Here is a 13,772-nt window from a genome sequence, read left to right on the forward strand (position 1 = left end):
CAGCATCACCGGCAATAGCGGCGCGAACCGGATCGATGGCGGCGGCGGCCTGGATACGCTGACGGGCGGCGGCGGCGCGGATACGCTGATCGGCGGCGCGGATAATGATGTGTTCGACTATAATGCGCTCGCCGACAGCCGCGGCACGGCGATCGATTATATCGTCGATTTCACGCCCGGCGCCGATCGTATCGATCTTTCGACCATCGATGCGGACAGCGGCACTGGCGGCAATCAGGCGTTCAGCTTCATCGGCACGGGTGTCTTCAGCAGCGCGGCGGGTGAGCTGCGCATCGATACGGGCCTTGGCGACCGGGCCCGTGTGCTTGCCGATGTCGATGGCGATGCGATTGCCGACATGGAAATCCAAGTCGAGGGCAGTCTCGCTCTGGCCCAGGCGGATTTCGTGCTCTGATATGCCGCCAGCTCTGAGCGCCCGGCATCGGCGGGACCGTCCGCCGATGCCATGGACGCCGGACATTCGCCCGGACGGGATCTGCCGGATCCCGTCCGGGCGATTTCATGCCGAGGATGTGGAACGGAGGTCCATTCGCATCGCATGCATCTACCTATCGTCGAGCCAAATTTGAACATTGCGAGTGGGAATAAGTTGCATTGTTGAACGCCCTCCCTCCCCCCTTCCTCCCTCCCCCTCCCCCCATTCCGTAGGGATCTGTATAAGGATTTGGCGGTGTCGCTCGCCGCTATCGCGATCCCGACGGCGCAGGCGCACCAGCAGGGTGGCGATGTGGCGCAGAGCTTTGTAGCGATGATGCCGATCTGGCATGTTTCGGAAGCCGAGCGTGGCAGAGCTTTCAGCTGCCGATCAGTACCCGCAGTCATAACGTCGTTCAGACATCAACTGAGCGTGATCCCATTGGTGCGAGGACCGACAAGCAGAACCGTCGCCCCTCCTGTTGCGAGCAGTACCATGGTGGCGGCGAAGACTCCGCCGAAGCCGAGCGCCGGATAGAGCGCCCCGACAAGGATCGGCGAGACCATCGCACCCACGCGCGAGGTAGCGGTGGCGATCCCTTGCGCAGTGGCGCGCACCGCCGTCGGAAACAGCTCGGGCGTATAGCTATAGAGGCCCGAGTAGACGCCGTTCAGCGCAAAGGAGAGCATCACGCTGGCCCACAGCAGGCCGGTCGGGGTCTGTACTTGCGACAGGAACAGCGCACCCGCCGCGCCGAGCGCGAGGTAGAGGGCTATGACGTTGCGACGGCCGATGCGGTCGTTGGTCCAGGCAGCGGAGAAATAGCCCGGCACCTGCGCGCCATAGATCGCGATGGTGAAGCCGAAGCTCTTGGTCAGCGTCAGCCCGCGCGCGACGAGCAGGCCAGGAATCCAGGTCATGAAGGCATAGTAGCAGCAGCCCATCACGCCCCACAGCGACCAGCGTAGAGCGCAACAGCGGCGCACGAAACAGTCCGCCGATGCCGATCTCCTCGAGCCCGGATGCGCAGGAGGCCGCGACGGCGGTCGGCGCGGGCGGCACGTCCGCCTCGTCACGGCCGCATTCACCTTCAATGGCATCGACGATGGCGCGTGCCTCGGCCTGCCCGCCGCGCATCTCCGGCCAGCGCGGGGACTCAGGCAGCGAGCGACGCCACCACAGCAGCAGCACGATCGGCAAGGCGGTAATCGCCAGCGCCCAGCGCCAGCCACTGTCGCTCATCGGCACGACCAACCATCCGACTTCTTGATCTGCTTCTGAGGTAGCTCCCAAAATCACCTGACAGGTCGTCGCTCTTAGATAAGAGTGAGGCATATGACTGACGATATTCCTAGATGCCGTAATGGGCCGGCATCTCAAGAGTAGCCATGCTGGGTGGCTGTTCCTCAGAATGATGGTGTTGGAAACGAGGTCCGAGCGATCGGCCTCAAGCATCATGAGAGGAACAGCCATGGAGCATTATGCAGGGATCGACGTCTCTCTGAAAGAGAGCAGCGTGTGCGTCGTCGATGCGAAGGGCAAGGTCGTCCGAGAGGTCAAGGTCGCCAGCGAGCCGGAGGCCCTGGTCGAGTGCTTCGATGAGCTGGAACTGCTGGTGGTCCGCATCGGCCTCGAGGCCGGTCCGCTCTCGCAGTGGCTGCATGCGGCTCTTGTCGCGGCGGGTCATGAGGTCGTTTTACTGGAGACACGTCACGTGAAGGCGGCCCTTTCGGCGATGACGGTGAAGACCGACCGGAAGGACGCGCGCGGGATCGCGCAGCTGCTGCGGATGGGCTGGTATCGCCCGGTCCATGCAAAATCGGCAGCGTCCCAGGACAGCCGTGCCCTGCTGGTTGGACGCAAGCTCCTGCAGAGCAAGCTTCTTGATGTCGAGCTCAGCATCCGCGGCATTTTACGGGGCTATGGACTGAAGGTCGGTGAGGTCAGCCGCGGACGGTTTGAGGCGCGCATTCGCGAGCTGATCGCCGGGCATGTGACATTATCGATGGTGATCGGCGGGATGCTGGCGGCGCGAGCGACGCTGTGGAGCGAGTTTACGAAGCTTCATCGGGAGATGCTCAAGATCGCGAGGGGCGACAAGATCTGCCGACGGTTGATGTCGACGCCCGGCGTCGGTGCGCTGGTTGCCCTGACCTATCGCTCCGCCGTGGATGATCCCGCACGATTTGGGAAATCCAGCACCGTCGGCGCCTACTTCGGACTCACACCGAAGAAATATCAATCCGGCGAAACCGACCGGGACGGAGGCGTCACCAAAGTCGGCGACGCGATGGTACGAACCGCGCTGTTCGAGGCGGCGCATATCATGCTGACGCGGGCGACCCGCTTCTCAAGCCTGAAGCGCTGGGCGCTCGACGTGGCGCAGTGCCGCGGCATGAAGCGCGCCAAGGTCGCTCTCGCCCGCAAACTGGGCGTGGTGCTCCATCGCATGTGGGTCGACGCGACCGACTTCCGCTGGGGGGCTGTGCCGATGGCCGCGTGAGGACAAAATATGTGATTGAGGCGGCGGACCAAAAGAAGAACCGCCTCTATTGAGGTCCCGTCGCTGGGGCGAGGGCTTGGCAAGGTCGGGTGTAGTGCTGTGATTGCCTCGGCAAACCACGCTTCCTAGATTGACCTGCCGGCTCGAGCATTTGATGGCATGGTGTGGTAGCCCTCGTGCTGACCACGACAGAAGCATGATCCCGGCGACGAGATATCATTCAGAGGGACTTGACGATCAAAGGCCCATTACAGAAGGCGCTACGAGCGCGTGGAGGTCCTCTCCGGTGTCCAGCGCGGGAGGCGATGGACACCGGAAGAGAAAGTCCGAATGGTCGAGGAGACGTACATGCCGGGCATGAGCGTCTCGCTCGTTGCGCGGCAACATGGCGTTGGCGCCAACCAGCTGTTCACCTGGCAGCGCCTGATGAGCCAGCGCGCGCTCACCGCCGCCACCGCCGGCGAGGAGGTCGTCCCAGCTTCCGACTACCGTGCTTTGGAGGCGCAAGTTGCCGAGCTGCAGCGCCTTCTGGGCAAGAAGACCATGGAGAACGAGACGCTACCCGACACCTGATAGGTACAGCGCAGACCATTAGCCGTGATATTCTCACTGCTGTGATCGAAAGTGCGGGAGCCTGACGGCCGCCTCGCATCTCTTGGCTTGAGTGCGGTTCGGTTTCCGTTTCGTGTGCCTGCAGAAGCGCATCTAACATCGAGGTGAGTGTTAACATCACCACTGTTAGATAGGCGAAGAGGCACCCATCGTTAGCTACGCAACGCATGTCGGAACGGTGATTACCTGGTGATTACAATGTCAAATTTTCGGGATCAAAATTATCAAAAACACCGTTTAATATCAAAGTCTTGTTATTATATTTCGCATGATGTCTGGTACTTCCGCTACCGGCGACTGTAAGGCTCAGGGCGGCGACGAGGCAGCAGGGAGACGGAGACGGGCGCACATGCCGCCCAGATCCTCGCTTTCCTCCAGGCTGATCGTGCCGCCATAGATTTCGACCACGTCGCGGACGATGGCGAGGCCGAGGCCCGTGCCGGGCTTGCCCGTATCGAGCCGCGCGCCGCGCTCGAATATCTTCTGGCTCATTTCGGGGGGGATGCCGGGGCCGTCATCCTCGATCAGGAACTCGACGAAGCCCGCCTCGCGCCGGACCGTGACGAACACCCGGCCGCCGCCATATTTTGCGGCATTTTCGACGAGATTGCCGAGCAGCTCGTCCAGATCCTGCCGCTCGACATGGACGGCGGCGTCCTTGTCCCCGGCAATATCGACGGTGACATGGCGATAGAGACGGCTGACGGCGCGCTCGACGGCTTTTAGCGAGGGCCAGACTTCGGCATAGCTTTGCGCGCTGCCGCGACGGCCGACGGCACGCGCACGGGCGAGATGATGATCGACCTGGCGGCGCATCGTCGTCGCCTCGCGAATCACCGTTTCGGCCAGATCGGGGCTGCGCGCGGTCGCCTCGTTCATGATCACGGTGAGCGGTGTCTTGAGCGCATGGGCGAGATTGCCGGCATGGCGCCGCGCCTCTTCCGCCTGCTTCTCATTATGGGCGAGGAGCGCGTTCAGCTCCTCCACCATCGGCGCGACCTCGACCGGCAGGCGCGCATCGACACGGCTCAAGGCGCCGGTGCGGACGAGCGCGATCTCACGCCGGACCCGGCGCAGCGGCCACAGGCCGAAGGTTGCCTGGAGCGCGGCGATCACGAATAGGCCCAGTCCCAATATGACGAAAGAGCGGACCAGCGTGTGGCGGAGCACCCCGATCTGATCGTCGAGCCCGCTGCGTACCTGCGCCACCTGGAAGCGCCACAGCGTAGGCGATCCGGGCAGGCGCACGTCGCGTTCGAGCACACGCAGCGTCTCGCCCGGAAATTCGCGGCTGTCATAGACATGGACATTGCTGTCCGGCCCGGAAGGGCCGGTGGCGAGCGCGCGATCCCAGAGCGAGCGCGAGCGGAACGGCTCATGCCCCTTGCCGGAGACCTGATAATAGAGGCCCGAAGAGGGTTCGAGGAAACGCTGATCGCCCAAGGGCCGGTTGAAGAACACCTCGCCATCCGGCCCGATCTCGGACGAGGCGATCATCGCCGTCATGACATATTCGAGCTGGGCGTCGAAATTGCGGGTGATCGCGCTGTTCAGCACGCGATCGAGCGCCAACCCGCCGCCGACCAGAAGGATGAAGATCCAGAGCGCGGCGATGCCGATCATCCGCCGGGTGAGCGACCCCGTCGTACGCCGGGTGGGCTGATCCCTCCGCCCCTCCTCCGTCGCGGCGACGGGCGGAAGGGACGTGGCGGTGGCTTCGTCAGCCATGCCGCTCACCCAGCGTCAGCATGATGCGTCCGCCTCTTATGCGGCCGGATCTTCGAGGCAGTAGCCGAGGCCGCGTATGGTGGTGATCACATCCGGCCCGAGCTTCTTGCGGATGCGCGTGACGAACACCTCGATCGTGTTGGAATCGCGATCGAAATCCTGATCGTAAATATGTTCGATCAGTTCGGTGCGGCTGACGACCTTGCCCTTGTGGTGGAGCAGGTAGGACAGGAGCTTATATTCCTGCGCGGTGAGCTTCACCGGCTCGCCCGCGAGCGTGACCTTGCCCGAACGCGTGTCGAGCCGCACGTCGCCGGCGATGAGCTCCGAACTGGCATTGCCCGAGGCGCGACGGATCAGCGCGCGCAGCCGGGCGATCAGCTCCTCCGTCTGGAAGGGCTTGGCGAGATAATCGTCGGCGCCCGCATCGAGCCCCGCGACCTTGTCCGACCAGCTATCCCGCGCGGTGAGCACCAGCACGGGCGTTTCCTTGCCCTCGCGGCGCCAGCGATCGAGCACCGTCAGCCCGTCAATCTCCGGCAGGCCGAGATCGAGCACGATCGCGTCATAATTTTCGGTGGAGCCGAGAAAATGGCCATCCTCGCCATCGGTGGCGAGATCGATCGCATAGCCCGCGCCTTCCAGCGTGGCGCGGAGCTGGCGCCCAAGATTCGGCTCATCCTCGACGATCAATACGCGCATATCCTGCTCAATCTCCCGAACGGCCGATAATGGCGCCGGTACGGCCATCCACATCGACCCATATCACCGATCCGTTGCGCATGAACTTCAAACGATAGGTCGCAGATCCCGGATCGAATTCGGGGCCGAGATAGGTGGCGCCGCCCATCCGCGGCAAGACCCGCCCCTCAATCTCGCGCAGCGGGCGGACCTGACCGGTACGCATCGCGGCGAAGGCGGCGTCCTGATCCCGGCGCGGGGGATCGGCCTGCCCGGCCGCGGGCATGAACAGGACTGTTCCCGCAAGCAGGGCGGCAAGAGGCTTCGTCATCGGCATGGGCTTGTGGCATAGGCCCCAAGCGTTGAATAGCGCATGAATAGTCCGCCCATCTTATCTACAACAGTGTTGCATCATGTCCGCACCCATACTCGCTTATGAAAATCTGGGGCTCGTCCAGGGCTCAGGCTGGCTGTTCCGCGGCCTCGATATCCATATCGCCCCGCGCGACCGGCTTGCGCTGATCGGCCGCAACGGCGCGGGCAAGACGACTCTCCTGAAACTCCTGGCCGGCCGGATCGATGCCGATGAGGGGCGGCGGACGATCGTGCCGGGAAGCAAGGTGATCCTGCTGGAGCAGGAGCCATCCATGGCGAGCTATGCAACGCTGCGCGATTTCGCGCTTTCGGGCAACGATGCGCCGCCCGCGCATGAGGTGGAGGCGATTGCCGATCAGATCGGCATCGATCTTTCGCGCGAGGCGGCCACGGCGAGCGGCGGCGAACGGCGCCGCGCAGCGATCGCGCGCGCGCTGGCGCAGGATCCGGACGTGCTGCTGCTCGACGAGCCGACCAACCATCTCGATCTCGCCGCGATCGAATTTCTGGAGAGCTGGCTCAACCGCTACACCGGCGCCTTCGTGGTGATCAGCCATGACCGCACTTTCCTGACGCGGCTCACCCGCCAGACTTTATGGCTCGACCGGGGCAATATCCGCCGCGCCGAGATCGGCTTCGGCGGCTTCGAGGCCTGGACCGAGAAGGTCTATGAGGAAGAAGCGCGCAATGCCGAGCGGCTGGATGCGAAGCTGAAGCTGGAATTGCACTGGCTGCAGCGCGGTGTGACCGCGCGGCGGCGGCGCAATCAGGGGCGACTTGCCAAGCTCAACGAGATGCGCGCCACGCGCAAGGCAATGCTGGGGCCACAGGGAACCGCCAAGCTCGTCACCGCGACCGACGATGTGCGCACCAAGGTGGTGATCGATGCGGAGCATGTCAGCAAGCGCTTCGGCGATCGCACGGTCATCAAGGATTTCAGCTTCCGCGTGACGCGCGGCGACCGGATCGGCCTCGTCGGATCGAATGGCGCGGGCAAGACGACGCTCTTGAAGCTGCTGACGGGCGAGCTGGTGCCCGACGAAGGCAGGGTGAAGCTCGCCAAGACGCTCGACGGCGTGATCATCGACCAGCAACGCAAGCTGATGGCGCCCGACAAGCGCGTACGCGACATTTTGGCGGATGGCGGCGACTGGATCGAGGTGCTCGGCGAGAAGAAGCATATCGCCGGCTATCTCAAGGACTTCCTGTTCGATCCGAACATGGTGGACGCACGCGTGGGGACGCTTTCGGGCGGCGAGCGGTCGCGGTTGCTGCTCGCGCGCGAATTCGCCCGGCGGTCCAACCTGCTGGTACTCGACGAGCCGACCAACGATCTCGACCTGGAAACGCTCGATCTGCTGCAGGAGGTGATCGCGGATTATGATGGCACGGTGCTGATCGTCAGCCACGACCGCGACTTCCTCGACCGGACGGTGACGGTGACACTCGGGCTCGACGGATCGGGTAAGGTGGATATCGTTGCAGGCGGCTATGAGGATTGGGAACGGCAGCGTACGCCCAAAATGGAGCCGAAGAAGGCGCCGGCCAAGGCCCCCGCGCCCGCCCCGGCCAGGGCCCGCACCAAGCTGAGCTACAAGGATCAGCGTGAGCTCGACAATCTGCCCAAGGAGATAGAGACGATCGAGGCGGCCATCGCGCGGGACGAGGCGAGGCTGGCCGATCCGGACCTTTATGCCAAGGATCCGGCCCGGTTCGACGCGCTGATGAGGGCGGTCGAAGCCGCGCGGGCGCGCAAGGAGGAAGCGGAATTGCGCTGGCTGGAACTGGCGGAAATGGCGGAAGCGCTCAACTGAGCCTTAGCCGGCAGAGGAGAGCGATTTCCCTTCCCGGCCGGCCAGCTCGACCACATATTGCCAGGCGACGCGGCCCGAGCGGCTGCCGCGCAGCGTCGCCCAGGCAATGGCGTCCTGCGGATCGAAGGGCAGGCCGTAACGCTCCGCATAGCCGGCGACCATCGCTACATAGGTCGGCTGGTCGCAGACATGGAAGCCGAGGCTCAATCCGAAGCGATCGGCCAACGCCAGCCTGTCGTCGATCACGTCGCGCGGATTGATCGGGCTGTCCTGCTCGCGCAGGTCGCGCGAGACGATATGGCGGCGGTTGGCGGTGACATAGAGGCGGGCATTTGCGGGCCGGGCCTCCGCGCCCCCTTCCAGCAGCGAGCGGAGCAGGCGCGGCGCATCGCTCCCCTCCTCGAAGCCGAGATCGTCGATGAAGAGGATGAAGGCGCGTGGCACATCCGCGATGCGGGCGAACAGCGCGGGCAGATCGTGGAGCCCGTCCCCGGCCAGCTCGACGATCGCGATCGCGGCGCCATCGGCCTGAAGCGCACCGACGGCGGCCTTGACGAGCGCGGACTTGCCCCCCCCGCGCGCGCCCCACAGCAGCACGTCATGCGCGGCATGGCCGGCAGCGAGACGGCGGCTATTTTCAACCAGCGCCGCCTTCTGCGCGTCGATGCCGGCGAGGAGCGGCAGCGGCAGCGGCGCGAAGGCGCGCGCCGCCTGGAGCGTGCCGGAGCGCCAGAGATAGGCGGGATGGCCAAGCGGATCGGCTGAGGGCGGCGGCGGTGGAGCGACACGCTCCAGCGCGGCGGCGATACGGGCGAGCGGATCGGACGGATCGGTCATATTGCTTCCGTTAGCGGATGCGCGCGATGCTGCAAACGGCGAGCACACATGTTCGCGAGTCGCACGCCGGCCGTCTTCGCGGCGAGCGGGACCGATATTTACAAACCTAAGACAATGACGGGAGTTTTTTTTCGTTGAGACTTCGGAAAATCTTGCCGTGCGCGCCGAGGCAGGCATACTGATCTTCCAAGATGGAGTTGGCATGAACAAGACGAGGCCGATTACGCCGGTTATCCTGTCCGGCGGTTCAGGCACCCGCCTCTGGCCGCTTTCCCGGACGGGTCGCCCCAAGCAACTGCTCAGCCTCACCAATGCGGAGACGATGCTGCAGCTCACTGCGCGCCGGAGCGCCGATTCGGCCCGCTTCACGGCACCGATCGTGGTCGCCAATGCCGCACATGCCGAGATGATCGAGGAGCAACTCGAAGCCGTGTCGTTGCCTGCCTCCGCGCTGTTGCTGGAGCCGGTAGGACGCAATACCGCGCCGGCGATCGCGCTCGCAGCACTTTGCGCGGAGCCGGACGCGCTGCTGCTGGTGATGCCGAGCGACCATATCATCACCGATGTCGGCGCCTTTCGCGCTGCGGTCGAGGCCGCGGTTCCAGTGGTGGAGGATGGCTGGCTCGCCACCTTCGGCATCACGCCGACCGCGCCCGAGACGGGCTATGGCTATATCTGCCGCGGCGGGGAGATCGCGCCGGGCGTCCATTCCGTCGAGCGATTCGTCGAAAAGCCCGATCGGGTGACGGCGCAGGCCTATCTGGACCAGGGCTGCTATAGCTGGAACGGCGGCATCTTCCTGTTCCGCGCTGATACCTTTCTGGCTGCACTGGAGGCGAACGCGCCGGAGATGGTCGCCGCCGTGCGCCTGTCGCTGGCAAAGGCCGTCCGGCAGGGCGCGCGCGTCTATCCCGACGCGCAGGCCTTCGCCGCCTCCCCGTCCGATTCAGTCGACTATGCGGTGATGGAAAAGGCCGATCGCGTGGCGGTCGTGCCCGTCGAGATGGGCTGGTCCGACGTCGGCAGTTGGGATGCGCTGCATGAGATCGCGCCGCGCGACGAGGCGGACAATGCCCATCATGGCGAAGTGCTGTCGATCGACACCAGCGGCTGCCTGATCCGCAGCGACGGGCCGCTGGTGGCAGCCGTGGGCGTGAAGGATCTGATCGTGATCGCGACGGGCGATGCCGTGCTGATCCTGCCACGCGGCAGCAGCCAGGAAGTGAAACGCGCCGTCGAGGAGCTCAAGAAGCGGAGCCATATCACGCTCGACCGCGCGCTCTGAGGCCCCGCCGCCCTCCCCGCGCGGGAGGATCCATCAGTCCTCGACGAAGCTGAAGGGGGCGATGCCGCGCTCGCGCTCATTGAGGAGCAGGGCGCGGCCCGCGGGCGGCACGGCGCGTTGGGGACAATCGATGCGCAGGCAGCGGCGGCAGCCAAGCCCGATCGGCGTGGCGGCCTGCTCGCCCAGATCGAGGCCGCGCGCATGGACGAGCGAGCTGGCCTGATCGGCGGCGATGCCGAGGCCGATCGCGAATTCCGCACGCACGCCACCAAGCGAACGGACCTGCGAATGCACGGTGCGGGCGAGCGTGAGCCAGCGGCTGCCATCTTCCAGCAGCACGAGCTGGCGCACCAACTCGCCGGGGCGATCGAAGACGTTGTGCAGCCGCCAGAGCGGGCAGCGTCCGCCGGCCTCGACCAGCGGCGCGGCGGACGCGCCGGCATAGCGTTTGGAGACCTGCCCCGCCCGATCGATGCGGAGCATGAAGAAAGGCAGGCCGCGCGCGCCGACCCGTTGCAGGGTGGTCAGCCGATGCGCCACCATCTCGAACCCGGCGTTGAAGCGGCGCTGGAGCAGCTCGACATCATAGCCCGTCGCCTCACAGGCACGCAGGAAGCGGCCATAGGGCATCATCAGCGCGGCAGCGAAATAGGAAGTGACCGCCCGACGGAAGAGGCGCTCGGCCCCACGCTCGCTGAAGGAGGCCCCCTTCACCAGCGCGTCCAACTCCCCCCGCGCCTCGATCAGGCCGAGCTGGAAGGCGGCCTGGAAAGTGCGCGACGCCGGATCGAGCATCTCGGACAATTGCAATTGCCGGGAATGGAGATCGAGACGGCGGAGCCGATCGGGCATCACATCCACCGGCAGGATGCGGATGGTGAGCTGGTGCCGGACGCGCAGCCGCTCGGCGATCGCGCCATAAAGATCGCCCGCGCCAAGCCGGAGCTCGTCTGCCAGCGCCTCGGCCTGCGCGTCGAGATCGGCGAAATGGTTGCGCCACCGCTCAAGCTCGCGCCGCGCGGCAGCCACCGCATCGCTATCCTCGGTCGGCACCTCGCCGACGCCCTCGCGCAGTCGATCGAAGGCGCGAGCGAAGGCCTCCGCCCCGCCGGGCGCGGCGGCAATCCATTCCTCCACCTCCGCCCGATCGACGGAGAGATCGGCGAAGAGCGGATCGGCCAGCCGCCGGCGGAGCGCATCCGCCCCGCCCCCCGGCTCGTCCGCCACAAGCGCGCGCGGATCGAAATCGAACAGCTCGGCGAAGCGCAGCAGCAACGCCGCCGTCAGCGGACGCTGATTGCGCTCGATCAGATTGAGATAGCTGGGCGAGACCTCCAGCAACTCCGCCATAGCCACCTGGGTGAGGCCACGGTTGCGGCGCAGGCGACGGATATGAGGGCCGGCAAAAAGCTTCCTGTCTGCCATAGATGTGTAAATCCATTTACAATCTGACAGAATGATAGCGCATCTGATCGGACCGCGCGACACGAAATCCAGAACGATCCACTCGCCATAGCCGGATTCGACCGATTATCTCCTTTACCAGGCGCAGCGATACCGCGCGATCTTCCATAATCTTGTAAAGGATGAGACATGGCTGACTTTCTCGATCTCGTCGCCGCTCCTCCGGGCCGCTTCGACGGCATCAGGCGGACCTACAGGCCGGAAGATGTGGAGCGGCTGCGCGGCTCGCTGGCCATCGAACATACGCTGGCGCGCAAGGGCGCGAACAGGCTGTGGGAACTGCTCCACAACGAGTCCTTCATCAATGCGCTGGGCGCGCTTTCGGGCAATCAGGCGATGCAGATGGTCCGCGCCGGGCTGAAGGCCATCTATCTTTCCGGCTGGCAGGTCGCGGCGGACGCCAACACCGCTGGCGCCATGTATCCGGACCAGTCGCTTTACCCGTCCAACGCCGGGCCGGAGCTGTGCCGGCGGATCAACCGCACCCTGCAGCGCGCCGACCAGATCGAACATTCGGAGGGCGGCGCAAAGCGCGACTGGTTCGCACCGATCGTGGCGGATGCGGAGGCCGGCTTCGGTGGGCCGCTCAACTGCTTCGAGATCATGAAGGCCTATATCGAGGCGGGTGCGGCGGGCGTCCATTTCGAGGACCAGCTTGCATCCGAGAAGAAATGCGGCCATCTGGGCGGCAAGGTGCTGATCCCGACGCAGGCGCATATCCGCAACCTGAACGCGGCGCGGCTGGCCGCGGACGTGATGGGCGTGCCGACGATTCTGGTCGCCCGGACGGACGCGGAATCGGCCAAGCTCATCACCTCCGACATAGATGAGCGCGACCATGAGTTCATGACGGGCGAACGAACGCCGGAAGGCTTCTTCCGCCTGCGCGAAGGCACGGGCGTCGATCATTGCATCAGGCGGGGCCTGAGCTTCGCCGAGCATGCCGACCTGCTATGGTGGGAAACGAGCCATCCCAATCTGGAGGATGCCAGGCGCTTCGCCGAGGCGATCCACCGGGATTATCCGGGCAAGCTGCTCGCCTATAACTGCTCGCCCTCGTTCAACTGGCAGGCGAAGCTGGACAAGGAGACGATCGCCAGCTTCCAGCGCGAGCTGGGCGCCATGGGCTATAAATATCAGTTCGTGACGCTGGCGGGTTTCCACCAGCTCAATCACGGCATGTATGAGCTGGCCCATGGCTATAGGGATCGGGGCATGGCGGCCTATTCGGAGCTGCAGCAGGCGGAATTCGCCAGCGAGGCAAAAGGCTACACCGCGACGCGCCATCAGCGCGAAGTGGGCACCGGCTATTTCGATCTGGTCGCGACTGCGGTGAGCGGCGGCACCTCCTCCACCACGGCGCTCGCGGAATCGACCGAATCCGATCAGTTCGCGACGGTGGCTGCCGCCGAATGAGGATCGACCAAGAGCTTTTCCTGGGGAGGAGAAGGACGCCCGCCGGAAATCCGGCGGGCGTTTTTACCTCCGCGACGCATAGGACGTAATCTGCGATTGGCAGGATCGCTACTCCAGGAGGCCGACATATTGGCGATGACGAATTCCGGGACGATGACAGGAGCGATGCGGATCCCGCTTGACCGGTCTGGCTGGCGTCACGCGCCGAGCCTCATCGCATGACGCTGCCGCTCGCGCCGAAACCGGACACGCCAAAGACAGGCACCAGGGTGCTGATCGTGGAGGATGAGCCGATGGTCGCGCTGGCGGCGGAAGAGATGATCGACAGCCTGGGCTGCATCGTCGCCGCGAGCGCTGCCACCCTGGCCGAGGCGCTGGCCGTCGTGGCCGCGGGCGAATTCGACGTGGCGCTGCTCGACATCAACCTGAAAGGGACGCCGAGCCTGCCCGTGGCGACCGCGCTGCGCAAGACGGGCAAGCCGTTCCTCCTCACCACCGGCTATGGCAGCGCGGGCCCGACGGCCGAATATGGCGACGTGCCGCTGCTCGCCAAACCCTATCGGGTAGCCGCGCTCGGCGCCGCGATCGCGGCGCTGCTGGACGACTGAGCGCCGGCGCGGC

The 13,772-nt window shown here is 65.1% G+C and carries 12 protein-coding genes and 2 pseudogenes; 7 read left to right on the top strand and 7 right to left on the bottom strand.

Going from position 1 to position 13,772, the window contains the following annotated elements:
* On the top strand, positions 1 to 415 hold a 415-nt coding region (locus CLG96_RS00190), incomplete at its 5' end, for a M10 family metallopeptidase C-terminal domain-containing protein (RefSeq protein ID WP_207796516.1).
* Positions 416 to 858: 443 nt separating this feature from the next.
* Here the strand turns inward: CLG96_RS00190 and CLG96_RS00195 are convergent.
* Positions 859 to 1,422 carry an MFS transporter gene (locus tag CLG96_RS00195; RefSeq protein ID WP_165799465.1) on the bottom strand — a complete coding sequence of 188 codons (564 nt, stop codon included), beginning with the start codon at positions 1,420 to 1,422 and terminating at the stop codon, positions 859 to 861.
* Between the two features lie 142 nt (positions 1,423 to 1,564).
* Positions 1,565 to 1,909, bottom strand: a pseudogene (locus tag CLG96_RS19390) (hypothetical protein); the annotation flags it as partial.
* Here CLG96_RS19390 and CLG96_RS00205 point away from each other — a divergent pair.
* Both CLG96_RS00205 and CLG96_RS00210 read left to right on the top strand, forming a co-directional pair.
* Entirely contained in the window at positions 1,908 to 2,939 is a 1,032-nt protein-coding gene (locus CLG96_RS00205; protein WP_107965871.1) for an IS110 family RNA-guided transposase, read from the top strand. The pseudogene CLG96_RS19390 and the gene CLG96_RS00205 sit on opposite strands and share 2 nt — an antisense overlap.
* A 270-nt stretch (positions 2,940 to 3,209) precedes the next feature.
* Positions 3,210 to 3,506, top strand: a pseudogene (locus CLG96_RS00210) (transposase); the annotation flags it as partial.
* A 351-nt stretch (positions 3,507 to 3,857) separates the two neighbouring features.
* Here CLG96_RS00210 and CLG96_RS00215 read toward each other — a convergent pair.
* From CLG96_RS00215 to CLG96_RS00225, 3 genes are read right to left on the bottom strand one after another with little or no spacing between them, the layout of a single operon-like run.
* The gene (locus tag CLG96_RS00215; protein ID WP_423828175.1) at positions 3,858 to 5,279 is read right to left on the bottom strand and encodes a sensor histidine kinase; all 1,422 of its coding nucleotides are present in this window, start codon (positions 5,277 to 5,279) and stop codon (positions 3,858 to 3,860) included.
* 36 nt (positions 5,280 to 5,315) lie between these two features.
* Complete coding sequence (locus tag CLG96_RS00220; protein ID WP_107965873.1) at positions 5,316 to 5,981, bottom strand: response regulator transcription factor; 666 nt, start codon at positions 5,979 to 5,981, stop codon at positions 5,316 to 5,318.
* A gap of 7 nt (positions 5,982 to 5,988) precedes the next feature.
* Positions 5,989 to 6,291 carry a hypothetical protein gene (locus tag CLG96_RS00225; protein WP_341476930.1) on the bottom strand — a complete coding sequence of 101 codons (303 nt, stop codon included), beginning with the start codon at positions 6,289 to 6,291 and terminating at the stop codon, positions 5,989 to 5,991.
* An 82-nt stretch (positions 6,292 to 6,373) separates the two neighbouring features.
* On the opposite strand from CLG96_RS00225, the gene CLG96_RS00230 reads away from it, so the two are divergent.
* The gene (locus CLG96_RS00230; RefSeq protein WP_107965875.1) at positions 6,374 to 8,149 is read left to right on the top strand and encodes an ABC-F family ATP-binding cassette domain-containing protein; all 1,776 of its coding nucleotides are present in this window, start codon (positions 6,374 to 6,376) and stop codon (positions 8,147 to 8,149) included.
* Between the two features lie 3 nt (positions 8,150 to 8,152).
* On the opposite strand, the gene CLG96_RS00235 is transcribed toward CLG96_RS00230, so the two are convergent.
* Positions 8,153 to 8,986, bottom strand: coding sequence for an ATP-binding protein (locus CLG96_RS00235; protein ID WP_107965876.1), 834 nt, complete (start codon positions 8,984 to 8,986; stop codon positions 8,153 to 8,155).
* 202 nt (positions 8,987 to 9,188) lie between these two features.
* Between CLG96_RS00235 and CLG96_RS00240 the strand changes: the two genes are divergently transcribed.
* Positions 9,189 to 10,271 carry a mannose-1-phosphate guanylyltransferase/mannose-6-phosphate isomerase gene (locus CLG96_RS00240; protein ID WP_107965877.1) on the top strand — a complete coding sequence of 361 codons (1,083 nt, stop codon included), beginning with the start codon at positions 9,189 to 9,191 and terminating at the stop codon, positions 10,269 to 10,271.
* A gap of 33 nt (positions 10,272 to 10,304) precedes the next feature.
* On the opposite strand, the gene CLG96_RS00245 is transcribed toward CLG96_RS00240, so the two are convergent.
* A complete protein-coding gene (locus tag CLG96_RS00245; protein ID WP_107965878.1) occupies positions 10,305 to 11,696 on the bottom strand; it encodes a helix-turn-helix domain-containing protein in 1,392 nt (463 codons plus the stop codon).
* Positions 11,697 to 11,864: 168 nt separating this feature from the next.
* On the opposite strand from CLG96_RS00245, the gene aceA reads away from it, so the two are divergent.
* A complete protein-coding gene (gene aceA / locus CLG96_RS00250) occupies positions 11,865 to 13,151 on the top strand; it encodes an isocitrate lyase (protein ID WP_107965879.1) in 1,287 nt (428 codons plus the stop codon).
* A 218-nt stretch (positions 13,152 to 13,369) separates the two neighbouring features.
* Positions 13,370 to 13,759 (top strand): response regulator, encoded by a 390-nt coding sequence (locus CLG96_RS00255; RefSeq protein WP_107965880.1) that lies wholly within the window; start codon positions 13,370 to 13,372, stop codon positions 13,757 to 13,759.
* The last annotated feature ends 13 nt before the right edge of the window (positions 13,760 to 13,772 follow it).

The sequence above is a fragment of the Sphingomonas oleivorans genome, assembly GCF_003050615.1.
Lineage (GTDB): Bacteria > Pseudomonadota > Alphaproteobacteria > Sphingomonadales > Sphingomonadaceae > Sphingomonas_H > Sphingomonas_H oleivorans.

What these genes read in the sequence shown, in the direction of transcription:
- CLG96_RS00245 (WP_107965878.1), bottom strand. Translation starts at nt 11,696, where the DNA reads ATGGCAGACAGGAAGCTTTTTGCCGGCCCTCATATCCGTCGCCTGCGC.
- CLG96_RS00205 (WP_107965871.1), top strand. Translation starts at nt 1,908, where the DNA reads ATGGAGCATTATGCAGGGATCGACGTCTCTCTGAAAGAGAGCAGCGTG.
- aceA (WP_107965879.1), top strand. Translation starts at nt 11,865, where the DNA reads ATGGCTGACTTTCTCGATCTCGTCGCCGCTCCTCCGGGCCGCTTCGAC.
- CLG96_RS00240 (WP_107965877.1), top strand. Translation starts at nt 9,189, where the DNA reads ATGAACAAGACGAGGCCGATTACGCCGGTTATCCTGTCCGGCGGTTCA.
- CLG96_RS00235 (WP_107965876.1), bottom strand. Translation starts at nt 8,986, where the DNA reads ATGACCGATCCGTCCGATCCGCTCGCCCGTATCGCCGCCGCGCTGGAG.
- CLG96_RS00230 (WP_107965875.1), top strand. Translation starts at nt 6,374, where the DNA reads ATGTCCGCACCCATACTCGCTTATGAAAATCTGGGGCTCGTCCAGGGC.
- CLG96_RS00220 (WP_107965873.1), bottom strand. Translation starts at nt 5,981, where the DNA reads ATGCGCGTATTGATCGTCGAGGATGAGCCGAATCTTGGGCGCCAGCTC.
- CLG96_RS00255 (WP_107965880.1), top strand. Translation starts at nt 13,370, where the DNA reads ATGACGCTGCCGCTCGCGCCGAAACCGGACACGCCAAAGACAGGCACC.
- CLG96_RS00215 (WP_423828175.1), bottom strand. Translation starts at nt 5,279, where the DNA reads ATGGCTGACGAAGCCACCGCCACGTCCCTTCCGCCCGTCGCCGCGACG.
- CLG96_RS00225 (WP_341476930.1), bottom strand. Translation starts at nt 6,291, where the DNA reads ATGACGAAGCCTCTTGCCGCCCTGCTTGCGGGAACAGTCCTGTTCATG.